This is a genomic window from Vibrio ziniensis, assembly GCF_011064285.1.
Lineage (GTDB): Bacteria > Pseudomonadota > Gammaproteobacteria > Enterobacterales > Vibrionaceae > Vibrio > Vibrio ziniensis.
In genome coordinates this window covers 2,004,109-2,027,483 of the sequence record NZ_CP049331.1, presented here as the reverse complement: position 1 = coordinate 2,027,483, position 23,375 = coordinate 2,004,109, and the positions used below count along the sequence as shown (strand labels likewise).

Annotated in this window: 19 protein-coding genes; 16 read left to right on the top strand and 3 right to left on the bottom strand. The window is 43.7% G+C overall.

The features are described from left to right. The first annotated feature begins 79 nt into the window (after positions 1–79). The 5 genes from oppB (at position 80) to G5S32_RS09230 (ending at position 5,004) form a co-directional block, all read left to right on the top strand. Positions 80–1,000: an oligopeptide ABC transporter permease OppB gene (gene oppB, locus G5S32_RS09250; RefSeq protein WP_165311744.1), complete on the top strand. Its 921-nt coding sequence runs from the start codon at positions 80–82 to the stop codon at positions 998–1,000. A gap of 12 nt (positions 1,001–1,012) precedes the next feature. After that, positions 1,013–1,915, top strand: coding sequence for an oligopeptide ABC transporter permease OppC (gene oppC / locus G5S32_RS09245; RefSeq protein ID WP_165311743.1), 903 nt, complete (start codon positions 1,013–1,015; stop codon positions 1,913–1,915). Positions 1,916–1,932: 17 nt separating this feature from the next. Further along, entirely contained in the window at positions 1,933–2,904 is a 972-nt protein-coding gene (oppD, locus tag G5S32_RS09240) for an ABC transporter ATP-binding protein (RefSeq protein WP_165311742.1), read from the top strand. After that, positions 2,901–3,893: a murein tripeptide/oligopeptide ABC transporter ATP binding protein OppF gene (gene oppF / locus G5S32_RS09235; protein WP_165311741.1), complete on the top strand. Its 993-nt coding sequence runs from the start codon at positions 2,901–2,903 to the stop codon at positions 3,891–3,893. Before oppD ends, oppF begins: the two co-directional genes overlap by 4 nt. A 166-nt stretch (positions 3,894–4,059) precedes the next feature. Then, positions 4,060–5,004 carry a glutathione S-transferase family protein gene (locus G5S32_RS09230; RefSeq protein WP_165311740.1) on the top strand — a complete coding sequence of 315 codons (945 nt, stop codon included), beginning with the start codon at positions 4,060–4,062 and terminating at the stop codon, positions 5,002–5,004. 45 nt (positions 5,005–5,049) lie between these two features. Here the strand turns inward: G5S32_RS09230 and pta are convergent, their stop codons facing one another. Further along, positions 5,050–7,194, bottom strand: coding sequence for a phosphate acetyltransferase (gene pta, locus G5S32_RS09225; protein ID WP_165311739.1), 2,145 nt, complete (start codon positions 7,192–7,194; stop codon positions 5,050–5,052). A gap of 138 nt (positions 7,195–7,332) precedes the next feature. Further along, positions 7,333–8,529 carry an acetate kinase gene (locus G5S32_RS09220; protein ID WP_165311738.1) on the bottom strand — a complete coding sequence of 399 codons (1,197 nt, stop codon included), beginning with the start codon at positions 8,527–8,529 and terminating at the stop codon, positions 7,333–7,335. 359 nt (positions 8,530–8,888) lie between these two features. Between G5S32_RS09220 and yfbV the strand changes: the two genes are divergently transcribed. From yfbV to G5S32_RS09195, 5 genes are all read left to right on the top strand, one after another. Continuing rightward, on the top strand, positions 8,889–9,341 hold the full coding sequence (gene yfbV / locus G5S32_RS09215; RefSeq protein ID WP_165311737.1) for a terminus macrodomain insulation protein YfbV: 453 nt from the start codon (positions 8,889–8,891) through the stop codon (positions 9,339–9,341). A 301-nt stretch (positions 9,342–9,642) separates the two neighbouring features. Continuing rightward, positions 9,643–10,608, top strand: coding sequence for an ABC transporter substrate-binding protein (locus G5S32_RS09210; protein ID WP_165311736.1), 966 nt, complete (start codon positions 9,643–9,645; stop codon positions 10,606–10,608). A 64-nt stretch (positions 10,609–10,672) separates the two neighbouring features. Further along, complete coding sequence (locus G5S32_RS09205) at positions 10,673–11,617, top strand: ABC transporter permease (RefSeq protein WP_165311735.1); 945 nt, start codon at positions 10,673–10,675, stop codon at positions 11,615–11,617. Beyond that, positions 11,614–12,408: an ABC transporter ATP-binding protein gene (locus G5S32_RS09200; RefSeq protein WP_165311734.1), complete on the top strand. Its 795-nt coding sequence runs from the start codon at positions 11,614–11,616 to the stop codon at positions 12,406–12,408. The genes G5S32_RS09205 and G5S32_RS09200 overlap by 4 nt, the downstream gene beginning before the upstream one ends. 287 nt (positions 12,409–12,695) lie before the next feature. Next, positions 12,696–14,159, top strand: coding sequence for a GGDEF domain-containing protein (locus G5S32_RS09195; RefSeq protein WP_165311733.1), 1,464 nt, complete (start codon positions 12,696–12,698; stop codon positions 14,157–14,159). A gap of 8 nt (positions 14,160–14,167) precedes the next feature. On the opposite strand, the gene dusC is transcribed toward G5S32_RS09195, so the two are convergent. Further along, positions 14,168–15,118: a tRNA dihydrouridine(16) synthase DusC gene (dusC, locus tag G5S32_RS09190; RefSeq protein ID WP_165311732.1), complete on the bottom strand. Its 951-nt coding sequence runs from the start codon at positions 15,116–15,118 to the stop codon at positions 14,168–14,170. A gap of 241 nt (positions 15,119–15,359) precedes the next feature. On the opposite strand from dusC, the gene G5S32_RS09185 reads away from it, so the two are divergent. From G5S32_RS09185 to cobA, 6 genes are all read left to right on the top strand, one after another. Next, positions 15,360–15,980, top strand: coding sequence for an SEC-C metal-binding domain-containing protein (locus tag G5S32_RS09185; RefSeq protein ID WP_165311731.1), 621 nt, complete (start codon positions 15,360–15,362; stop codon positions 15,978–15,980). 95 nt (positions 15,981–16,075) lie between these two features. Beyond that, positions 16,076–16,672, top strand: coding sequence for an outer membrane lipoprotein periplasmic chaperone LolA (lolA, locus tag G5S32_RS09180; protein ID WP_165311730.1), 597 nt, complete (start codon positions 16,076–16,078; stop codon positions 16,670–16,672). A gap of 24 nt (positions 16,673–16,696) precedes the next feature. Next, on the top strand, positions 16,697–18,046 hold the full coding sequence (locus G5S32_RS09175; protein ID WP_165311729.1) for a replication-associated recombination protein A: 1,350 nt from the start codon (positions 16,697–16,699) through the stop codon (positions 18,044–18,046). 102 nt (positions 18,047–18,148) lie between these two features. After that, on the top strand, positions 18,149–19,456 hold the full coding sequence (serS, locus tag G5S32_RS09170) for a serine--tRNA ligase (RefSeq protein ID WP_165311728.1): 1,308 nt from the start codon (positions 18,149–18,151) through the stop codon (positions 19,454–19,456). 389 nt (positions 19,457–19,845) lie between these two features. Then, positions 19,846–22,467, top strand: coding sequence for a nitrate reductase (locus tag G5S32_RS09165; protein ID WP_425509193.1), 2,622 nt, complete (start codon positions 19,846–19,848; stop codon positions 22,465–22,467). A gap of 10 nt (positions 22,468–22,477) precedes the next feature. Continuing rightward, positions 22,478–23,356 (top strand): uroporphyrinogen-III C-methyltransferase, encoded by an 879-nt coding sequence (gene cobA, locus G5S32_RS09160; RefSeq protein WP_425509192.1) that lies wholly within the window; start codon positions 22,478–22,480, stop codon positions 23,354–23,356. Positions 23,357–23,375 lie beyond the last annotated feature (19 nt).

Genomic DNA, 23,375 nt, shown 5'->3' with positions numbered 1-23,375 from the left:
CTGCATGTACTTGAGGTTCGCGGATGGTACATGCAGTATTTTTTTGTTTTAAATTGTCACAGACTGGAAGAGTGAGTTTATGTTTAAATTCATTATCAGACGAATTCTGGAAGCAATTCCAACCATGTTGGTTTTGATTACCGTTTCGTTCTTTCTAATGCGTTTTGCACCGGGAAACCCTTTCTCAAGTGAGCGCGCACTACCGCCAGAAGTTATGGCGAACATCGAAGCGAAATATGGACTGGATAAGCCTGTATTAGAGCAATACACCACCTATCTGACTAACGTTTTGCAAGGTGATTTTGGTCCTTCATTTAAGTACCTTGATTACTCAGTAAACGAGCTGATTTTTGCAGCGTTACCAGTGTCAGCTAAAGTTGGTTTTGCCGCTTTCATCTTTACAGTAATCATGGGTGTCTTTGTCGGTACTATTGCCGCTTTAAGGCAAAACACGTGGCTTGATTATTCAATTATGGCTACGGCTATGATTGGTGTAGTTATGCCTTCGTTCGTACTTGCACCAGTATTGATTTATCTGTTCTCAATTAATTTAGGCTGGTTCCCTGCAGGGGGCTGGTTAGATGGCTCATTCAAGTATATGGCGCTTCCTGTACTTGGTATGTCATTGCTATACGTAGCGACCTTTGCTCGTATCACTCGTGGTTCTATGATTGAAACGCTGAACAGCAACTTCATCAGAACCGCTCGTGCTAAAGGTTTGAGCTATCCTTACATCGTCGTTAAGCACGCGCTAAAACCAGCTATGTTACCTGTAGTTTCCTACATGGGACCTGCATTCGTAGGTATTATTACTGGTTCGGTTGTTATCGAGACGATTTTTGGCCTTCCGGGTATTGGTAAGCTGTTCGTAAACGCGGCGTTTAACCGTGACTACTCTCTGGTAATGGGTGTAACCATTCTTATTGGTTTCTTATTTATCCTGTTCAACGCAATTGTAGATATCTTGTTGGCAGCGATTGACCCGAAAATTCGTTACTAAGGAAGTATTACTATGTTGACGAAAAAAGAAAATCTGGAAGCAATTGAAAAGTTTTCCGAAAGTCTTGAAATCGAGGGTCGCAGTCTGTGGCAGGACGCTCGTATCCGCTTCATGCGAAACAAAGCAGCGATGGTGAGTCTTGTTATCCTCGCGATTATGACCTTGGCAGTAATATTTCTGCCAATGATCGCACCTTATACTTATGATGATACCGACTGGTATGCAATGCACGTTGCACCAAACGCTGAGCATTGGTTTGGTACAGACAGTTTAGGTCGTGATATCTATGTTCGTACTTTGATCGGTGGCCGTATCTCCCTAATGGTAGGTGTCATGGGCGCGTTGGTTGCCGTACTGATTGGTACGCTTTACGGTGCGGCTTCTGGCTTCATCGGTGGGCGTGTTGACCGTATCATGATGCGTATTCTTGAAATCTTATACGCAGTACCGTTCATGTTCTTGGTTATCGTATTGGTAACCTTCTTCGGCCGTAACATCGTTTTGATCTTCGTTGCTATCGGTGCTATCGCTTGGCTTGATATGGCTCGTATCGTTCGTGGTCAAACATTAAGCCTGCGTAGCAAAGAGTTTATTGAAGCTGCGCACGTATGTGGCGTCAGTAACTGGAAAATCATTACTCGTCATATCGTGCCAAACGTGTTAGGTATTGTAGCCGTATACTCTACGCTATTGATTCCAAGCATGATTCTGACTGAATCGTTCTTATCTTTCCTTGGTTTAGGTGTTCAAGAGCCTATGACTAGCTGGGGAGCACTGTTGCAAGAAGGTGCAAACACGATGGAAATCGCAATTTGGCAGCTTGGCTTCCCTGCGGCATTCATGGTGGTAACACTGTTCTGCTTTAACTATGTGGGTGACGGTTTACGTGACGCGCTGGATCCAAAAGACAGATAAGAATTGAGGAAGTACTAATGGCTTTATTAGATGTCAAAGACCTGCGTGTAGAGTTCACTACCCAAGATGGTATTGTTACCGCAGTAAACGATTTGAACTTCTCACTTAACCAGGGTGAGACATTAGGTATCGTAGGCGAATCAGGTTCGGGTAAATCTCAAACTGTATTCGCTATCATGGGCCTTTTGGCTAAAAACGGTATCATTTCAGGAAGCGCAAAATTCGAAGGCAAGGAGATTTTGAACCTGCCAGAGAAAGAGCTGAACAAAGTTCGAGCAGAACAAATTGCGATGATCTTCCAAGATCCAATGACGTCGCTTAACCCATACATGAAAGTTAGCGATCAGCTAATGGAAGTGTTGATGCTGCACAAAGGCATGAGCAAAGCACAGGCGTTCGAAGAGTCTGTGCGCATGCTAGAAGCAGTGAAAATCCCAGAAGCTCGTAAGCGTATCACTATGTACCCACACGAGTTCTCAGGCGGTATGCGCCAGCGTGTAATGATTGCAATGGCTCTGTTATGTCGTCCTAAACTGCTGATTGCCGATGAACCGACAACGGCACTTGACGTAACAGTACAGGCCCAAATCATGGAGTTGTTGAACGAACTGAAAACAGAGTTCAACACAGCGATTATCATGATTACTCACGACTTAGGTGTTGTCGCAGGTTCTTGTGACAAAGTGCTAGTGATGTACGCTGGCCGTACAATGGAATATGGCACCGTTGATGAAATTTTCTATCAACCTAGCCATCCATATGCAGAAGGTCTGTTAAAAGCGATTCCTCGTTTAGATACTGAAGGCGACGTGTTACCAACGATTCCGGGTAACCCGCCAAACTTACTTCGTCTACCAACAGGCTGTCCATATCAAGAACGTTGTCATCGCGTGATGGATCGCTGTAAACGTGAAGCGCCGATCCTGACTCCATTTGGAACTGGTCGTCAACGCGCCTGTTTTTCTGACTGGGAGACTTGGACGAAATGAGCATAGATAAAAAATTACTGTTAGATGTTAAAGAACTCAAAGTACACTTTGACATCGCGACTAAATCAGCATGGCCTTGGGCTAAACCTCTAAAACTGAAAGCGGTTGATGGTGTGAATGTTCGCCTTTATGAAGGTGAAACGCTAGGCGTTGTGGGTGAATCTGGTTGTGGCAAATCTACTTTTGCGCGTGCAATTATCGGTCTAGTACAAGCGACGGAAGGTGAAGTGGTTTGGCTTGGTCAAGATTTAACTCGTATGCAGGAAGTGAAGCGTCGTGAAACTCGTAAAGAGATTCAGATGATTTTCCAAGACCCTCTAGCATCATTGAACCCACGTATGACCGTCGGGGACATCATTGCCGAGCCTCTACAGACTTTCTATCCTCAGCTTTCTAAGCAGGAAGTTAAAGATCGTGTGAAAGAGATGATGGCGAAAGTGGGTTTGTTACCTAACGTAATCAACCGCTATCCGCACGAGTTTTCAGGCGGTCAGTGCCAACGTATCGGTATTGCACGTGCATTGATTCTTAAGCCTAAGATGATCATCTGTGATGAACCTGTGTCGGCGCTTGATGTGTCAATTCAGGCTCAAGTTGTTAACCTTCTACAGGAACTGCAACGTGAACTGGGTTTAAGCCTTGTATTTATCGCGCATGACTTGTCTGTAGTGAAACATATTTCTGATCGTGTGTTGGTGATGTATTTAGGCAATGCAGTAGAGCTAGGCGAATCTGAAGCATTATTTGCAAACCCTAAACACCCGTACACCAAAGCATTGATGTCTGCGGTTCCTATTCCAGATCCAAAGCTGGAACGTTCTAAGACTATTCAAATGCTTGAAGGCGATCTGCCTTCACCAATCAACCCGCCATCAGGGTGTGTTTTCAGAACTCGTTGCCCACAGGCAACAGAGATCTGTGCTCAAACCAAGCCACAAATTCAAGGTAGTGATACCCATGCAGTTTCGTGTCTACATGTTGAGATGTAAATTCAGCCTGTGACGGGCATAAGCGCGGCTTCTTTTTGAGTCGCGCTTTTTTTGTATCCAATGAAACCTTCAAAAAATTCGAATGACTAAGCCAAAACCACTCGGGTGAGTGTAACTCTCAATCAACTATAATAACCCAGAAGTTTGAACGTCGATGAGGTGAGTGATGGGGAAATTAGTTGATGGTGTCTGGCAAGATGTTTGGTATGACACCAAAAGCAGTGGCGGTAAATTCATTCGAGAAGATGCTGGATTTCGAGATTGGATAGACGGCAGACCCAATTCTCAGTTTCAGCCTGAAGCTGGTCGTTATCACTTATATGTTTCTCTCGCGTGCCCTTGGGCTCACCGCACGTTAATATTCCGAGAGTTAAAACAGCTGCAAGATATTATCGACGTAACCATTGTTTGCCCAGATATGCTCCATGAAGGTTGGAAGTTCGGTATTCCTGAACCTCTTTTCGGGCATACCAAACTTCACCAAATCTATACACAAGCTAAGTCTGATTATACAGGACGCGTGACAGTACCTGTATTGTGGGACAAAAAACATCAAACTATTGTCAGCAATGAATCGTCTGAAATTATTCGAATGTTTAACCGCGCATTTAATGAACTAACCGGTAACAAAGACGACTATTATCCTGATTCTCTACGTAGTGTTATCGACGAGTGGAATGACTACATTTATCCGAATATCAATAATGGTGTTTACCGATGTGGTTTCGCAACGACTCAGGAAGCATATGAAGAAGCTTATGAGTCATTGTTTGAAGCGTTAGACAAAGTAGATGCTCATCTAGCACATAATAGATATTTAGCGGGTTCAAGTATTACTGAAGCTGATTGGCGTCTGTTTACCACACTTGTTCGATTTGACGCAGTGTACGTTGGGCACTTTAAGTGCAATAAGAAAAGAATAGCGGATTACTCAAATCTGAATGGTTATTTGAAAGAGCTATACCAAGTTCCTGGAGTAAAAGGGACGGTAGATTTCTACCACATTAAACGCCACTATTATTTTAGTCATACCAGTATTAACCCGACGCAAGTGGTTCCGATGGGACCAGTATTGGATTTGGAATCTCCTCATGGGAGAGATCTGGTGTAAAAAAGCCGCGACATATGTCACGGCTTAACTAGCAGATAGTGAAGATTATTTTGCTTCTTGGTCAGCTTGGATTGCAGTCAGAGCGATTGTGTATACGATATCGTCTACTAACGCACCACGAGATAGGTCGTTAACAGGCTTACGCATACCTTGTAGCATAGGACCGATAGATACTAGGTCCGCAGAACGTTGTACCGCTTTGTAAGTCGTGTTACCCGTGTTTAGGTCAGGGAAGACGAATACTGTCGCTTTACCTGCAACTGGAGAGTTAGGAGCTTTAGAAGCTGCTACGTTTTCCATGATTGCAGCATCGTACTGTAGAGGACCATCGATCATAAGATCAGGACGCTTCTCTTGAGCAATACGAGTTGCTTCACGTACTTTATCAACGTCAGCACCCTTACCAGATTCACCAGTAGAGTATGAAATCATTGCAACACGTGGGTCGATACCAAATGCCGCTGCAGAGTCAGCAGATTGGATAGCGATTTCAGCAAGTTGTTCAGCTGTTGGATCTGGGTTGATTGCACAGTCACCGTACACCAATACTTGATCAGGCAGTAGCATGAAGAAGATTGAAGAAACGATAGACGCATTTGGTGCAGTCTTGATGATTTGGAACGGAGGAACGATAGTGTTCGCTGTTGTATGCACAGCACCAGACACTAGACCGTCAACTTCGTTTGCTTCAAGCATCATCGTGCCTAGGAAAACTGAATCTTCCAGTTTCTCACGAGCAACCACTTCGGTCATACCTTTCGAGCCACGTAGCTCTACAAGACGAGCAACGTAGTTTTCACGAACTGAATCGGCATCAATGATTTCAACGCCAGCGCCTAGCTCAACGCCTTGTTGCGCTGCAACGCGACGGATTTCGTCAGGGTTACCTAATAGTACACACGTTGCGATACCGCGCTCAGCACAGATAGCCGCAGCTTTTACTGTACGTGGCTCATCACCTTCAGGAAGAACGATACGCTTACCTGCACGACGAGCAAATTCAGTCAACTGGTAACGGAATGCTGGTGGGCTTAGACGACGGATACCTTGAGTGCCTTCAGATAGAGAGTCAATCCAAGGGCCATCAATGTGGCTTGCTACGTGTTCGCTGATGAACTCAATACGCTCTTTATCGTCAGCAGGTACTTCTAAGCTGAAGCTTTGCAGGTTCAGAGAAGTCTGCCAAGTGTTACCTTGTGCTTTGAAAATTGGTAGACCAGAATCAAATGCAGGTTTACATAGGTCAACGATTTCTGAAGGGATATCGTAACCACCAGTAAGAAGTACAGCACCAATTTCGACGCCGTTCATCGCTGCTAGAGAAGCTGCAACGATTACGTCTGGGCGGTCTGCTGAAGTTACCAGTAGAGAACCAGGCTTGAAGTGTTCAATCATGTGAGGGATTGAACGTGCACAGAAAGTGATGCTCTTAATACGGCGAGTTTTGATTTCACCAGTATTAATGATTTCAGCATTTAAGTGCTTAGCCATATCGATTGCACGTGTCGCGATCAGTTCTATGTTCCAAGGCACACAACCTAAAACACGAATAGGGCTAGTATTGAAGATTTGCATCACTTCAAGATTAGTTTGAATCGCACTATCAGCATCATCGAACATTTCAGATAGATCTGGACGAGTACGGCCAGCTTCATCAACAGGTGCGTTAAGCTTGTTGATTATTACACCTTTAATATTCTTGTTCTTAGTACCGCCAAAGTTTGAGCAAGCGATTTCAATACGCTCTTTCAACTGTGTTGGGTTGTTTGTACCAGGAGTAGCAACGAATACAATTTCAGCGCCAAGTGTTGCCGCAATTTCAGCGTTTACTTGGTTAGCGAATGGGTGCTTACGAGTAGGTACTAGACCTTCAATCAGAGTAACTTCTGACTCACTGTTGATTTGGTTGTAACGCTCAACGATAGTCTCAAGCAACTCGTCCATTTTCTCTGAGCCGATTAGAGTCTCAGCTGTAGACATTGCTAAAGGTTCAGCAATTTTAAGATCACTGTTGCGACCGATGATAGTAGAAGTTAGATCTGGTAGATCTTCACCACTGCGTGGTTGAGCAATAGGCTTGTAGAAAGAAACGTTTACGCCTTTACGCTCCATAGCGCGTAAAATACCCATGCTCACGCTGGTTAAACCTACGCCAGCACTGATAGGGATAAGCATAATAGTACGGGACATCTGTAAGGTACCTCAAACTATTGGATGCAATCTAAGATATAGATTGGATTGATATAAAGCTTAGTTAATCAGACAAAAATGAATATTTTCTAAGCCCCTATAGAAATCTGGCTAACCGTTAGGTTAGCCAGAGATAAATTAAAGACCTGCTAGAGCTGCGGTATCTTCAGCGATTACCAACTCTTCGTTGGTTGAGATAACCATTGCAGGAATACGGCTGTCAGCTGTAGTGATCACACCTTCGCCACCGAAACGAGCTTTTAGGTTACCTTCGCTGTCTACTTTGATACCAAAGATAGCTAGGCGGTTAAGAACCATTTCACGGATTGGTGCAGAGTTTTCACCAATACCACCAGTAAATACGATAGCGTCTAGACGACCGTCTAGGCTTGCAGTGTAGCCAGCTACGTACTTAGCTAGACGGTGGCAGAATACGTCCATCGCACGAGTTGCTTCTTCTTTAGTACCGTAGTTGTCTTCAACGAAACGACAGTCAGAAGTCACTTCAGTTAGACCTAGAAGACCAGACTCTTTAGTCAGCATGTTGTTGATTTGCTCAACTGAGTAACCAAGAGCGTCGTGTAGGTGGAAAATGATCGCAGGATCGATGTCACCACAACGAGTACCCATCACTAGACCTTCAAGTGGAGTCATGCCCATTGAAGTATCAACCGATTCACCGTTTTTAATTGCACATACAGATGCGCCGTTACCTAGGTGACAGTTAATGATGTTTAGTTCGTTAGCTGGCTTACCTAGACGCTCAGCGGCTTCGCGAGCGATAAATAGGTGAGAAGTACCGTGCATGCCGTAACGACGAACACCGTGTTCTTTGTAAAGTTTGTATGGAAGTGCGTATAAGAACGCTTCTTCAGGCATAGTTTGGTGGAAAGCTGTGTCAAATACAGCAACGTTTTTCAGTGCAGGGAACGCTTTCTGTGCCGCTTTAATACCGATGATGTGTGCTGGGTTGTGAAGTGGTGCTAGCGTTGAGCAGTCTTCGATACCTTGAAGTACAGCATCATCAATTAGAGCAGATTTAGTAAACTTCTCGCCGCCGTGTACAACACGGTGACCGATAGCTTTAAGTTGTGCCGCAAGTTCTGGCTTAGAAGCAAGAATAGTTTCTACGATGAAAGATAGAGCTTCATCGTGTGCAGCGCCTTCACCTAGTTGTGCTTCGTGCTTACCATCAAGTTTCCACTTGATACGAGCTTCTGGAAGGTGTAAACATTCTGCAAGACCAGAAAGATGCTCGTCGCCGTTTTGTGCATCGACAACAGCGAATTTAAGTGAAGAACTACCGCAGTTTAAAACTAAAACTAGCTTAGACATGAGTGACTACCTGTAATAATCGGTTAGGACAAAATCAATGACAAGAATAGTAGATGCATAAGCAGTTGGTACTAATCTTAATCAATAAAGCTTTAACTTCCCTATCTTGAGACGAGACTTCGTCATTGAAATCGTCTGCTGCGTTCCTTGCAGATAAGTCTTAAAGTTGCCTAAATTGTAAATAACAGCAACAATGAGATTGAGAGTCCGCAAAGGATAGCGATAATGGGGTAATATAACAAAAAAAATTTGAATCAATATTAGCTTTTATCAAATTTTTACGTTATTCGTTGAACTATTCAACTATTTTTTAGCGAATTCGCCCAAAAGAGGCGATAACCTGAGAGTGAGGAAGTGGTATGAGCAATCGTGTCGGAATCATCCACAGCTTGAAAGATGGCCAAAAGTACATGCAAGTTTGGCCTATGCGGAAAGAGTTGAACCTTCTTTTTCCGGAAGCGCGAATCATTAAAGCGACCCGCTTTGGTATCAAAGTGATGCCAGCCGTTGCCGCTATTAGCGTGTTAACTCAGATGAGTTTTCAAAATGTTCAAGCTATGCCGCAAGCTGTTGTTGTCGCTTTATTTGCTATTAGCTTACCTTTGCAAGGTATGTGGTGGTTAGGTCATAGAGCAAACACCCAGTTGCCACCAGCTCTGGCAGGTTGGTATCGTGAGATACATGCAAAAATCATTGAAACAGGTTCTGCTCTCGAGCCAATAAAATCGCGACCACGATACAAAGAGCTAGCAATGGTTCTTAATCGAGCTTTCCGTCAGCTTGATAAAACCTCATTAGATCGCTGGTTCTAATTTAACAAATTCATAAAGGCTCTTGTTTCATATGGAGCCTTTTTCATATCTCTTTCTCCGTTGAATTATCTCTCATCAGCAACAAAAAAATTTGCTGAAAACGGTTCATCGTTTTTGTACTTTTTCTTTGTTAACTCAAGACTCTGTTTATTACTCTCTTTTTGTTATTTCTCGGTTAAATGTTTCTTCCATTTACGCATACTTACTGGTAATAATGTTGCTAAGTGCATGCTAATTGCACAATAACTAAAAAACATCACACAACATCAAATAATAATATGCTTTAAATCAAGGAGTTAAGATGAAAGCAAGCAAGGTCATTGCTACCGCCGTTCTAGCCGGAGCTGCATTACTTTCTTCCCACAGCATTATGGCTAAAACCGCTAAAGTGGCGGTTTCACAAATCGTTGAACACCCAGCACTCGATGCAACACGTCAAGGTCTGCTTGATGGCCTAAAAGCAAAAGGCTATGAAGAAGGCAAAAACCTAGAGTTTGATTTTAAAACCGCACAGGGTAACCCTGCAATCGCTGTACAAATTGCCCGTCAGTTTGTAGGTGAAAAGCCAGACGTATTAGTTGGTATTGCAACACCTACTGCGCAAGCTTTAGTTTCAGCAACCAAAACAATTCCAGTGGTATTTACTGCGGTTACTGATCCAGTAGGTGCTAAATTAGTTTCTAAAATGGAACAACCAGGAAAGAACGTTACCGGTCTTTCTGACCTTTCTCCAGTTGAACAACACGTTGAGCTAATTAAAGAAATTATGCCAAACGTGAAATCTATCGGTGTGGTTTACAACCCGGGTGAAGCAAACGCAGTAAGCTTGATGGAACTGCTAAAAACGTCTACTCAAAAACACGGTATTACTCTAGTTGAAGCAACTGCACTGAAAAGTGCGGATGTTCAGTCAGCAACACAAGCGATTTCGGCTAAGTCTGACATCATTTATGCACTTATCGATAACACAGTTGCTAGTGCAATCGAAGGCATGATCGTTGCTGCAAACCAAGCAAAAACACCTGTATTTGGTGCTGCAACTTCATACGTAGAGCGTGGTGCTGTAGCTAGTCTTGGTTTTGATTACTACCAAATTGGTGTACAAACCGCAGATTATGTAGCTGCTATCTTGGAAGGCGCTGCTCCTGGTTCTTTGGATGTTAAAGTTGCTAAAGGTTCTGATTTGGTGATTAACAAGACTGCGGCCGATAAGCTAGGTCTAGAAATTCCTAAATCTGTTATGGATCGTGCAACAAGCGTTAAGTAGCACCATTGTTAAAAGAGTTGGCGTAGCAATACGCCAACTTCATTAAGCAGAAAAGGGAGTATGTATGTCTGCTTTTGCCTTTTTTGGCGCCTTAGAGGTTGGCCTTATCTACGGTCTGGTGGCACTGGGTGTTTACCTGACTTTCCGAGTTCTTGATTTCCCAGATTTAAGTGTTGACGGTAGCTTCCCAATGGGTGCTGCAGTAGCAGCAACAGCGATTGTTGCTGGTATCGACCCATGGATTGCAACGGGCTTAGCAATTATCGCTGGTGCAGCAACTGGCTGGGTTACGGCATTCCTAACCGTTCGTTGTGGAATACTGCATCTGTTAGCATCAATACTAACAATGATTGCTGCGTTTTCAATCAATATCCGCATTATGGGACGTCCTAACTTAGCGCTATTGGGTGAAGATACAATTTTGACACCATTCGAATCCATGGGTGATCCTATGCTGATTCGTCCTCTGGTCGTTGCGGTATTAGTACTGATTTCGGCGTTGTTTGTTGTTCGTTTGCTGAACAGTGACTTTGGTTTGGGTCTTCGTGCAACGGGTGTTAACGCTCGCATGGTTGCAGCGCAAGGTGCAAGCACAGCGTTTTACACCTATTTTTGCTTGGCACTTTCAAATGGTTTTGTTGGCTTTGCAGGTGCGTTGTTTGCACAAACAAACAGCTTCGCTGACGTGACTTCCGGCGTGGGTACCATCGTTGTTGGTTTGGCGGCGGTAATTCTCGGCCAAACACTTATTCCTGGTCGTAAAATTTGGGTGGCAGTAACCGCGGTTATTGTTGGTTCGGTTCTATATCGTTTGGCAGTGGCGTTTGCACTAAGTTCTGGAATGTTTGGATTACAAGCATCAGATTTGAACTTGGTTACCGCAGTGCTTGTTGCGCTGGCGTTAATCATGCCGAAAATGAAAAGGAATCGAAAGCCAAAAAAGGGTAGTGCACCTGCTGAGAAGTCGGTTGTATCTAAGCAGGTTAAGGCGTCAGGAGAAGTATTATGATCCGTTTAGAAGATATTCAAGTTACATTTAATCCTGGCACTATCCTTGAGAACCGCGCGTTAAGAGGCGTTGATCTGCAAGTGCCAGAGCATCAGTTTCTTACCGTTATCGGTTCAAATGGTGCAGGTAAATCAACACTGCTCGGTGCGGTGACAGGCGAAACGCCGATGGTAGGTGGCAAAGTCAATATCGACAATATTGATGTTACTCGTCGTAGTGTTGACCAACGTGCAAGTCTATGTGCTCGCGTATTCCAAGACCCTCTTGCGGGTACTTGTGGTGCGTTAACGATTGAAGAGAATATGGCGCTCGCATACATGCGTGGTAAACGTCGTGGCTGGAAGCATTCGCTTTCTACTAATCGTCGTAAACTCTTTCAAGAACGAATCAGCATTCTTGGCTTAGGCTTAGAAAATCGCCTTGGCGACAACATAGGTTTGCTCTCTGGTGGTCAACGTCAAGCGGTTAGTCTTGTAATGGCAACACTTTCAGACAGTAAGTTGCTTTTGCTCGATGAGCATACAGCGGCACTAGACCCTCGTATGGCTGCTTTCATTATTGATTTAACCAAGAAAATAGTGAAAGAGTTTAACCTGACCGTAATGATGGTGACCCACTCAATGAAAGATGCATTAGCGTGTGGTGACAGAACGGTGATGCTGCACCAAGGTGAAATTGTTCTGGATGTTTCAGGTGACCAACGTGCCAATATGCAGGTTCCAGATTTGCTTGAGATGTTCTCTAAAGTTCGTGGTGAAGAACTGTCTGATGACAGCCTATTGCTGAACTAAACCCTTTATTTGATTAACTATATGTAATCCTCTTTACACCTTGCGAAAGTCGCAAGCTGTGTAAGGAGGATTTTGCTTTTTAAACAACAAGGTAAGTCAATTAAGCAATAGGTATCACTTTTTGTCTGGGATGATATGAACAATCCATGTTGTATTATTGAGATAGATATAAAACAATCGAAATAGATTCCTATAACGATACAATATGCATATATATATGAAATGAAGTGTACTACTCTAAGGACTAAAAGAATTCTCTTCCTTTGTTTTGATACGAAGAAAAGTATATGAAACCAAAAAAAAACTATAAAAAAGTAGTCATTTTTGTACCCTTAGCTTTAGTAATAGCAGTTATTGCTGTAATGGCTTATTCCTATTTAATAGTACTCAATCAGCAGATCCGTACAGAGTACCGAAATGTCAACATCATGCTGCAAAGAGCTGGCAAGATCCTGGTGGCTCTTGACTATGGCTTCACCAGTTATTACGAAACCTCTCTGACTGCTTCTGCCGATTTCAATATTGAGGTGGTTGATGGCGTGTGTCAGTTATCTCCTAAAGAGTCGTCAATTCTTACGCAGAACCTGGCTCATTCGTCTCCACCAATTAACATCAGTTATATGATGGTTGGTGACGAAAAGTACTGTAATGTTACTAGTGATGTCACTGAACTAGCGTTAAGAAAAGTCACATTGGCTCCAATCATTTCATTCCTTCATGATCTCGACGACTATGTTATCGGTGTTCACTATCTCGATGACCATGGTTTTATCATCTCTTCTCCGAAGGAAGCGATCCAAGGTATTACCCAAGAGCAGTTAAATACCATTCGATTAAAGACGTTTTGGCAAGAGGCAGCTCAAAATCCCGATGTTATATCTGTCATTGGTCCTAGTGCATTTAGCGAAGTGTTGATGCAACGTAACAACATGACACTTGCGATGCCAGTATTTGAGAATAAAGAATTCCAAGGTGTAGTCGTTCTGGATGTCAGTGTTGATAAGCTAATCGGAGATTTATCTCCAGTAGCTGGGAAACTAAGGCTGGTTCGCTCCGAATCTCTGCCTTTAGATCGTTCGGTCTATCTGCCCCATAAACTGAATGTCAGCTATACCAACATGGATCACTATCTCTACTACCACTGGGATTGGAAAAATGAGCTGAGTCAGTTTGTCAGTGACATGAGCATGGGGATCACAGTCGTATTGCTTGCGTATTTAGTGACTGTAATAGGCGCATTACATCTTGGTACCCGAGTAGAAAAAAACTACTACGAGAACTTAGCATCCCACGATCCGATGACTGGTGTTTTGAATCGTCGTGGCATGGAAGAGTTTTTAAAGGGCAAAGAGCATAACACCTATCTGTCAATCTCGGTGTTTGATATCGACAATTTTAAATCTATTAACGACACCTACGGTCATGATATCGGTGACAATGTGATTTGCTATTTGGGTGAGCAGATAGAAAAGAGCATTCGTAGCACTGACGCTGTAGCAAGATTTGGCGGTGAAGAGTTTGTGATTTATCTAACGGGCGACGACCGAGATGTGCTGAAAAAAATTATGTTACGTGTTAAGGATGCTATTACAGAGAAATCTTCTAGTGTCGTCGAGCGAGGATTCACGGTGTCTGGCGGTGTTGAGATTATTGAAAGTGCGGAAGGCTGCGATTTCGATAAGCTATTCAAAATCGCAGATGAGAAACTTTATGAAGCTAAAACTACCGGCAAAAACAAGCTGGTGTTTTAGGTAAACTGTTACGCGTATAGTGAATCTCTATAGCGTTTTAAATGTTCAACCATGGCTTCAACGTCATTTTTGACGCGAATTTCTCTAAATAAGTCTGCTGCGTCAGGGTAAGCCTGGCGCAGGTATGAAAACCACTGTTTCACTCGGTTTGGATAGTATTTCGCTTTATCGCCATTGACTTCGAATTCAGAGTATTTAATCAGTAGCTCCACCACTTCATTCCAAGACATAGCTTCATGGTTGTGTTTGACCATATTACCTAAGTTTGGAATATTCAACGCACCGCGACACACCATTAGTGAATCGACGCCAGTGGTCTTTATGCAATCCTGGCCATCTTGATAGCTCCACACTTCGCCATTGGCAATAAGAGGAACAGAAGTTTTCTGGCGGATTTTATCAATGTATTCCCATTTAATTTCGCTTGCCTTATAGCCACCCATCTTGGTTCTGGCATGAACCGTTAGTTCGTCAGCTTTAGCTTGTGATACAGCATCGACAATTTCAAAGCAGTCATCAGGATTTTCCCAACCAAGACGAATTTTTGCTGAGACAGGAATATGTGCTGGAACTGCCTCTCGACAGGCTTTTACGACTTGGTAGATAAGTTCTGGTTGTTGCAATAACGCTGCGCCACCTTTGCTTTTATTGACTGTTTTCGCTGGACAACCGAAGTTGAGATCGATTCCGTATGCACCGAGATTAGCGGCACGAACGGCATTTTCTGCCATCCATTCTGGTTCTTGACCAAGCAATTGAACTTTTACAGGTACGCCGGATTTCGTCGCAGAATCTTGTTTTAGTTCAGGGCAAAGACGATAGAACATGTGATCGGGAAGCGTTTGGTCAATAACGCGTACAAACTCAGTGACACAGAAATCATAGTCATTGATTTCTGTGAGCATTTCGCGCATCAGACTATCTAATACGCCCTCCATGGGGCCTAAAACAACTCGCATACTTAGAACTTATTACTACCGTCAAAAATGGAGGCGAGATTGTAGTGGTATGGCGGTGAAATGTCACGAAATCCGGACTATACCTTGGTAAACGACGGGCTGGAAAAACTATGGAGTTATTCTTTGTTGTGTATTCGACTGCTTTGAATCGAAACTTAGGGATATACACACAAGAACTTATCGGCAAGTTCAGGTTATAATATGGCAATAATCAAAACTATCAAAAGCTAAAAGAGTTTAAATGACTTATCAATTTGTGAATCTGAGTACAGTGGAATGCAGTGAATCTCCTGCTTTTATAGAGGGTGTTGTTCTGGCGGCTAACGTAGCCACAAAGCCTTTAGATCCTGAATCGTGGTTAAGTTCGATATTTGGCGATCAAGCTGAGAGTTTAAAGCCTCTGATTACTGAACAAATTAACGCTCAATATCACGAACTCAAACTTAATGAGTATGGTTTGCATGCTTGGTTAGAGCAGCAAGATTCCGGCTTTGATGAATCGTTATCTGATTTTGCTGAAGGCTTTATGACGTTGTGGCCAACGATTGAACCACTGTGGCAAGAGGTGGCAACCTCTGATGGTTCAATTCGAATGTTACAAGCACTCCTCACCACACTAATGCTTGCTATTGATGAAGATCAGACACATGAGCAAATGAAAGAAGCGGGTTTTACCGACCTGCCAATGCTTGAAAACATGGTGAAACAACTTGATCTTATGATCCATGAAGTCGCATTAGCTGCTGATGAAGTGATGATAGGTGCAAAAACGCAAAACGTTAACCCATATAAAAACATCGGGCGCAACGAAATCTGTCCATGTGGCAGCGGTAAAAAGTTTAAGCATTGTTGCGGAAACTAAAGCCAGAAATTCGAATTTTTCCACATAAGGTTGACATAACAAGGAAGAATCTCAGATATAACTTCCTTACACGAATTGGCTAGGAGCCGAAAGCAATGAAGAAATGGTTTGCTCTTTTAATGTGTAGTTTCTCTGTATTGGCTGCACCGAAAGAGAATTTAAGTGAGCGTCTCGCACTAACGGATGGCTTTAGTGCAAAATTTCAACAACAAGTAATTAGCCCTGATGGTGAAATCGTGATGGATGGTAGTGGGTTAGTTGATATCGCTCGCCCAAGTCTTTTCCGTTGGGAGACTCTTGAACCTGATGAAAACTTGTTGGTTTCTGATGGTAAATCTCTCTGGTACTACAGCCCATTTATCGAACAGGTTACAATCTACAACCAAGAGCAAGCAATGGAACAGACGCCATTTGTTTTGCTGACACGTAATCGTGCGAGCGACTGGGATGCCTATAAAGTTGAACAAGACAACGACGTTTTCACCCTGACGCCGATAGCTGTTGAATCGAATCAAGGTCAATTTCAAATAACGATTGATGATAAAGGTGTGGTAAAAGGTTTTAATGTATTAGAACAAGATGGTCAGAAAAGCTTGTTTAGTTTTAACAGTGTAAAACAGCAAAAGCCGGCAACGAATCGATTCACATTTGAAGTTCCTGAAGGCGTGGAAGTTGATGACCAACGTAACTAACGATGGATCTAGGTAATTGGCACAGTGAGTAACTACTCTTTAGATTTTTCAGGGGATGAAGATTTTCGTCCCCTTGCTGCACGTATGCGTCCACAAACTGTTGACCAATATATTGGTCAGCAACATATATTGGGAGCCGGCAAGCCTTTGCGTAAGGCTTTAGAAGCTGGACAAATTCACTCAATGATTTTGTGGGGGCCTCCTGGTACCGGAAAAACAACATTGGCTGAAGTCGCTGCAAATTATGCTAACGCGGAAGTTGAACGTGTATCTGCGGTGACTTCTGGAGTGAAAGAGATACGTCTAGCGATAGAAAAAGCCAGAGAAAACAAACTGACTGGGCGCAGAACCATATTGTTTGTTGACGAAGTACATCGATTTAACAAGTCTCAACAAGATGCATTTTTGCCTCATATTGAAGATGGAACAGTTACCTTCATTGGTGCTACCACTGAAAACCCATCGTTTGAACTGAACAACGCTTTGCTGTCGCGAGCGCGTGTTTATAAGCTAACTTCTCTGAGTAAAGAAGAAATTCATCAAGCTTTGGAACAGGCGGTGAACGATTCTGAGAAAGGCTTAGGAAGAACCAAAGCTGTATTTAAAGATAACGTATTGGATCGTTTATCGGAGCTGGTTAGTGGTGATGCCAGAATGTCACTGAACTATCTTGAACTGCTCTACGATATGGCAGAAGAAGATGAGCAAGGACAGAAACTGATTACATTGAGCCTGCTTGCTGAAGTTGCTGGTGAGAAAGTCTCGCGCTTTGATAACAAAGGAGATATTTGGTATGACTTAATCTCAGCGGTTCACAAATCCATTCGTGGCTCAAATCCTGATGGTGCTTTGTACTGGGCAGCCCGTATGATTTCAGCAGGGTGTGACCCCTTATATATTGCGCGTCGTCTATTAGCCATTGCATCGGAAGACATAGGTAATGCTGACCCTCGCGCTATGCAAGTGGCGTTATCTGCGTGGGATTGTTTCACGCGTGTTGGTCCGGCAGAAGGTGAAAGAGCGATAGCTCAAGCGATTGTCTATCTGGCTTGTGCTCCAAAAAGTAATGCGGTGTATTCAGCTTGGAAACAAGCGTTATCCGATGCACATAATCTTCCTGAATATGAAGTGCCATATCATTTGAGAAATGCACCAACCAACTTGATGAAAGATTTAGGCTACGGTGCTGGATATCGTTACGCACATGATGAACCTGGCGCATACGCTGCTGGCGAACGCTATTTACCACCTGAAATGAAAGGAACACGCTACTATCAGCCAACAAATCGCGGCTTAGAGACTAAGATAGGTGAAAAGTTAGATTATCTGGCGGATTTAGACGCAAAAAGCCCACAAAAGCGCTATGAAAAATAGTGTCTTTTCGTTATCTTTGACAAGTTATAAATTCAATACGTATGGACTGCTTAAAAAGCAAGCACATACGTCTTTTCGATACTCAAAAGCATAGGATTAACAATGCTGGATTCTAAATTACTTCGTACAGAGCTGGATGAAACAGCTGCAAAACTGGCACGTCGCGGTTTTAAACTCGACGTCGATACTATTCGTACACTTGAAGAACAACGTAAGTCCATTCAAGTAGAAGTTGAAAATTTACAATCCTCGCGTAATTCGATCTCTAAGCAAATCGGTCAATTGATGGCTCAAGGCGACAAAGACGGCGCTGAAGAGATTAAAAAACAAATTGGTTCTTTGGGTGACGACTTAGACGCTAAAAAATCAGAGTTGGATGCTGTTCAAGCTCAACTTGAAACCATCACTCAAACAGTACCAAACGTGCCAGATGATTCGGTACCAGATGGTAAAGATGAGAACGACAACGTAGAAGTTGCACGTTGGGGTGAACCAAAAACTTACGATTTCGAACTGAAAGATCACGTAGATCTCGGTGAAATGGGTGGTGGTCTGGATTTCGCTAGTGCAACAAAAATTACGGGTGCACGTTTTATCGTGATGAAAGGTCAATTTGCTCGTCTACATCGTGCGATTGCTCAGTTTATGCTAGATCTTCACACTGAAGAGCATGGTTATACAGAAATGTATGTTCCTTACCTCGTCAATGCTGAAAGTTTGTTTGGTACTGGTCAGCTTCCTAAGTTTGGCAAAGATCTGTTCCATACAGAGCCGCTAACTGAAAAAGTGAATGACGAAGAACCACGTAAATTCTCTCTGATTCCGACGGCTGAGGTCCCTGTTACCAACCTAGTTCGTGACACCATTACCGATGAAGCTGATCTACCGTTGAAAATGACGGCTCATACACCTTGTTTCCGTTCAGAAGCGGGTTCATACGGTCGTGATACTCGTGGTTTGATCCGTATGCACCAATTTGACAAAGTAGAGTTGGTTCAAATTACTCGACCTGAAGATTCAATGGCAGCACTTGAAGAACTGACTGCACACGCTGAGAAAGTACTTCAACTTCTAGAACTTCCTTACCGTAAAGTCGTTCTTTGTGCAGGTGACATGGGCTTTGGTTCTCGTAAGACTTACGATCTAGAAGTTTGGGTACCAGCACAACAAACTTACCGCGAGATCTCTTCATGTTCAAACATGTGGGATTTCCAAGCTCGTCGTATGCAAGCTCGTTTCCGTCGTAAAGGCGAGAAAAAACCTGAACTTGTGCATACACTAAATGGTTCTGGTTTGGCTGTTGGTCGTACAATGGTTGCGATTCTTGAAAACAACCAACTTGCAGACGGTCGTATCGAAGTTCCAGCGGTACTTCAGAAGTACATGGGTGGCGCAACTCATATTGGTTAATCTTTATTAACTGATTAAGCAATTATCACTAAACACCGAATTCGAAAGAGTTCGGTGTTTTTTTATGCCTTCGTGTTTAGACTGTTTATTGAGAGTTAAAATTTGTATTTAAGCAATAATATTGCTTCGGCGAATATACTTCTTTGGGGTTAGCATGTTCGTTACTGTTTGGAGCAGGTTTGCACACAGTTAGTGCGCTACAGATTCACTCAATAAAACTAAGTAAATGATTTATATAGGTAAAAATTTTGGCATCGGTATTGCTATAAAGAAATCAACCAAATCTGATTATAGTTAACTTGCCCAAGTTAATGGTTATAGGCAAAGGCGCCTTACTTCTTAAAGAAGTAAGGCGCCTTTTTATTTGTCATAAGAGCAGGGAAGTGATGATGGCAGTAAACAAAATTCAATCCACATGCCCCTATTGTGGTGTTGGTTGCGGAGTGACGGCGAACAAAGATTCGATTGTAGGTGATAAGCAACATCCTGCGAATCAGGGCGCTTTATGTGTTAAAGGCTCAGCGTTAAAAGAAAGCTTAGCCATGCCATCTCGCCTTCTGTATCCAAAAATGAAGGGCAGAGAAATTTCTTGGGATCAGGCAAGTGATGAGATCGCATTCAGAATCCATCAAGCCGTGATTAACCACGGCCCAGACTCAGTGGCGATGTATGTTTCCGGACAGATACTGACGGAAGATTACTACGTAGCGAACAAACTGATGAAAGGCTACGTAGGCAGCGCAAACATCGATACCAACTCACGTCTCTGTATGTCTTCGGCGGTAGCCGCCCATGTGAGAGCGTTCGGTGAAGATGTTGTACCGGTCAACTACGACGACATCATGCATACAGATTTGTTAGTGCTCGTTGGAGCGAATACGGCTTGGACACACCCTGTATTGTTTCGTCGTATTCAACAAGCCCGTGAAAACAATCCCGAATTAAAACTGGTGGTCATTGACCCAAGAAGAACCGTCACCGCTGAACAGGCAGACTTGCACCTTGCGATCGAAAACGATGGTGATGTCTTGCTATACAACGGTTTAATTCGTTTTTTGATTGATAACGATGCGCTGAACGAAAGTTTTATCGATGCGTCTACTGAAGGCTTTTCCGAGCTGTTCAATGAAGTGAAATCTGAGCGTTATACCTTAGAAAGTGTTGCTCGTTCACTCGGTTTGAATACCAGTGATGTTGGAACTTTTTATCGCTGGTTTAGTAACAAGCCAAAAGCGCTGACTCTATTTTGCCAGGGTGTAAATCAGTCAGAAACCGGCGTTGATAAAGGTAACGCAATTATTAATGCACACCTTGCTTGCGGAAAAATTGGCAAGCAAGGAAGCGGTCCATTTTCACTGACCGGACAACCCAATGCGATGGGCGGAAGAGAGGTTGGAGGGCTAGCAAACCAGCTCGCTGTGCATCGTGGTTTTGATGTTGAATCCGTACGTTTGGTTCAAGAATTTTGGCAGTCACCATCGATTGCTAACAAACCGGGTTTGAAGGCTGTAGATCTCTTTGATGCGGTCGAAGCAGGGAAAATCAAAGTGCTTTGGGTGATGGCAACGAACCCTGTGGTTTCTTTGCCTAATAGTGATCAAGTGCGTAGAGCCCTTGAGCAATGTGAATTTGTTGTGGTTTCTGATATCACAGAGCAGAGTGATGTGGCTGCGTATGCAGATCTCGTATTACCTGCCGCAGGTTGGGGAGAAAAGCAGGGTATGGTGACGAACTCAGAACGTCGCTTGTCTCGTCAACGCGCCTTTTTACCTGCTCCGGGTGAAGCAAAACCAGACTGGTGGGCAATTACCCAAGTGGGGCAGAAACTTTGTGAAAAACTCGATTGTGAGTCAGGTTTTGAGTTTAAGAGCGAAGCTGATGTTTTCCGTGAGTTTGCAGGGTTAAGCTCGATCAACACCCATTCACATTACCTGTTCGATCTGTCTAAGTTCGCTTCAATTTCAGATGACGAATACGCAACTTGGCAGCCGACGCAGTGGCCACTAGATAGCGAAGCGCCTTATCGTGATGGCGTATTTTCTACCGCTTCGGGGAAAGCCCAATTTGTAGCGGTAAAAGCACTTGTGGAAGCTAATCATGGCTGGTGGCTAAATACGGGTAGGCAGCGTGACCAATGGCACACCATGACTCGTACAGGGCATGTTGCCAAGCTTGCTGCCGGTGAAGTTGAGCCAACGATTTATGTCAATAAACTCAGCGCGGAGACAATAGGTTTAAAAGAGGGCTATTGCGCAGCACTTCGCAGCGTTTCCGATGAATCAGACTCGTGCATTTTCGTTAAGGTGAAGTTTGACGACGGTCTGTCTGGCAAGCAGCTATTCATGTCAATGCATTGGGCTGGACGCTACAGCGCGCAGTCTCAAGTTAACCGCACGGTTTCAAGCATTGTTGACCCTATTTCAGGTCAACCGGCATTCAAGTCTTCGAACGTTCACATTGCTCCTGTGCAAATGCAAAGCTTCGGTCTGTATGTTGGACAAGAGAGGGACTTACCTTGTAGTGACTATCGCAGTTGCCAGGTGGATGACGGCGGCATTGTGGTCCGTTTTGCAAACCTGACTGCTTTAGACAAATCCATGTTTGCGATTAACCAAGGTGAGAAAGTTTTCCGCTGGGATCTGCCTGATGGTTGGATGATGGTGATTGGTCGTCAAACGGGCAATCAGCCGCTAATGACAGTAACCGGTGTGGTGCTTGTTTCTCCTCAACCATTGGAACAAGACTACAACGCCATCACATCGCTTATCGGTCAGCCCCTTAGCCTCAATTCCATCATCTCCATAGCGGGTGAAAAAGCACAAAGTCAGTTGGTGTGTAGTTGTTTTCGAGTCACAGATAAGCAGATCCAAAATGCCATTGAGCAGGATGGCTGCGTCACGTTAAATCAGCTGCAATCCAAACTGAAATGCGGCTCAAATTGCGGTTCATGTGTGCCCGAAGTGAACAAGATTCTTAAAAGTTATCAAACAATTGCTGTGAGCAAGGCATAAGGAGTTTGCGATGAAAATGCGATCCCACACAACCGTTCGTACACCAGAAAGCTTTACTGTACATGAACGTCATTATTGTGAAACGCCTACTTTGACTCGCCGCAGTTCTTCGAGTGACAAACAAGGCTTTGTTTATCTTGTTGGAGCAGGACCGAATGATCCTGATTTATTAACGGTGAAAGCGCTGAAAGTGATTCAAACAGCCGATGTTGTCGTTTATGACCGATTGGTTGGGCGTGACATTCTCGACCTTGTTAATCCTGACGCGGAGATGGTTTATGTCGGCAAGCGCTGTGGATTACCAAGTCTTAAGCAGGAGGAAACCAACCGCTTGCTGGTAGAGTTTGCACAGAAAGGATTACAAGTTGTGCGTTTAAAAGGTGGAGACCCATTTATTTTCGGTCGTGGTGGTGAAGAAGCGCTGGAATTGGTTAAGCACAATATCGCTTATCAGGTGATTCCGGGGATTACCGCAGCTATTGGCTGTTCGTCCAGTGCGCTTATTCCTCTCACGCACCGTCAGGTTGCTCGCAGTGTTACTTTAATTACAGGTCAGGTAGTGACAGGGGCTTTGCCTGCATGGGCTGGGCTGGTAGCCAGTGGTCAAACTCTGGTGTTCTATATGGGGCTTGAGAATGCAAATTCGATTCAAGAAGGCTTAATGCAGCACGGTCTATCGGCGGACACTCCGGTCGCTGTGGTTGGGCAAGGCTGTTCTGTAAATCAAACTGTGGTGACTTTCGAGCTTCATCAACTTACACAAACGGCCGAAGACCTAAAAGGTTTAAGTCCGGCATTGATTATTATGGGCGATGTCGTCAAGCTTAGAGAGCAGTTAATTCAGACCGCGCAAACGACACGTATGCAAGCGGAATCTGCGTATTTATAAACTGTCCTATTACTAATGA

Excerpts from the sequence above, each read along its gene's own strand:
- oppB (WP_165311744.1), top strand. The coding sequence starts at position 80 with ATGTTTAAATTCATTATCAGACGAATTCTGGAAGCAATTCCAACCATG.
- oppC (WP_165311743.1), top strand. The coding sequence starts at position 1,013 with ATGTTGACGAAAAAAGAAAATCTGGAAGCAATTGAAAAGTTTTCCGAA.
- oppD (WP_165311742.1), top strand. The coding sequence starts at position 1,933 with ATGGCTTTATTAGATGTCAAAGACCTGCGTGTAGAGTTCACTACCCAA.
- oppF (WP_165311741.1), top strand. The coding sequence starts at position 2,901 with ATGAGCATAGATAAAAAATTACTGTTAGATGTTAAAGAACTCAAAGTA.
- G5S32_RS09230 (WP_165311740.1), top strand. The coding sequence starts at position 4,060 with ATGGGGAAATTAGTTGATGGTGTCTGGCAAGATGTTTGGTATGACACC.
- pta (WP_165311739.1), bottom strand. The coding sequence starts at position 7,194 with ATGTCCCGTACTATTATGCTTATCCCTATCAGTGCTGGCGTAGGTTTA.
- G5S32_RS09220 (WP_165311738.1), bottom strand. The coding sequence starts at position 8,529 with ATGTCTAAGCTAGTTTTAGTTTTAAACTGCGGTAGTTCTTCACTTAAA.
- yfbV (WP_165311737.1), top strand. The coding sequence starts at position 8,889 with ATGAGCAATCGTGTCGGAATCATCCACAGCTTGAAAGATGGCCAAAAG.
- G5S32_RS09210 (WP_165311736.1), top strand. The coding sequence starts at position 9,643 with ATGAAAGCAAGCAAGGTCATTGCTACCGCCGTTCTAGCCGGAGCTGCA.
- G5S32_RS09205 (WP_165311735.1), top strand. The coding sequence starts at position 10,673 with ATGTCTGCTTTTGCCTTTTTTGGCGCCTTAGAGGTTGGCCTTATCTAC.
- G5S32_RS09200 (WP_165311734.1), top strand. The coding sequence starts at position 11,614 with ATGATCCGTTTAGAAGATATTCAAGTTACATTTAATCCTGGCACTATC.
- G5S32_RS09195 (WP_165311733.1), top strand. The coding sequence starts at position 12,696 with ATGAAACCAAAAAAAAACTATAAAAAAGTAGTCATTTTTGTACCCTTA.
- dusC (WP_165311732.1), bottom strand. The coding sequence starts at position 15,118 with ATGCGAGTTGTTTTAGGCCCCATGGAGGGCGTATTAGATAGTCTGATG.
- G5S32_RS09185 (WP_165311731.1), top strand. The coding sequence starts at position 15,360 with ATGACTTATCAATTTGTGAATCTGAGTACAGTGGAATGCAGTGAATCT.
- lolA (WP_165311730.1), top strand. The coding sequence starts at position 16,076 with ATGAAGAAATGGTTTGCTCTTTTAATGTGTAGTTTCTCTGTATTGGCT.
- serS (WP_165311728.1), top strand. The coding sequence starts at position 18,149 with ATGCTGGATTCTAAATTACTTCGTACAGAGCTGGATGAAACAGCTGCA.
- G5S32_RS09165 (WP_425509193.1), top strand. The coding sequence starts at position 19,846 with ATGGCAGTAAACAAAATTCAATCCACATGCCCCTATTGTGGTGTTGGT.
- cobA (WP_425509192.1), top strand. The coding sequence starts at position 22,478 with ATGAAAATGCGATCCCACACAACCGTTCGTACACCAGAAAGCTTTACT.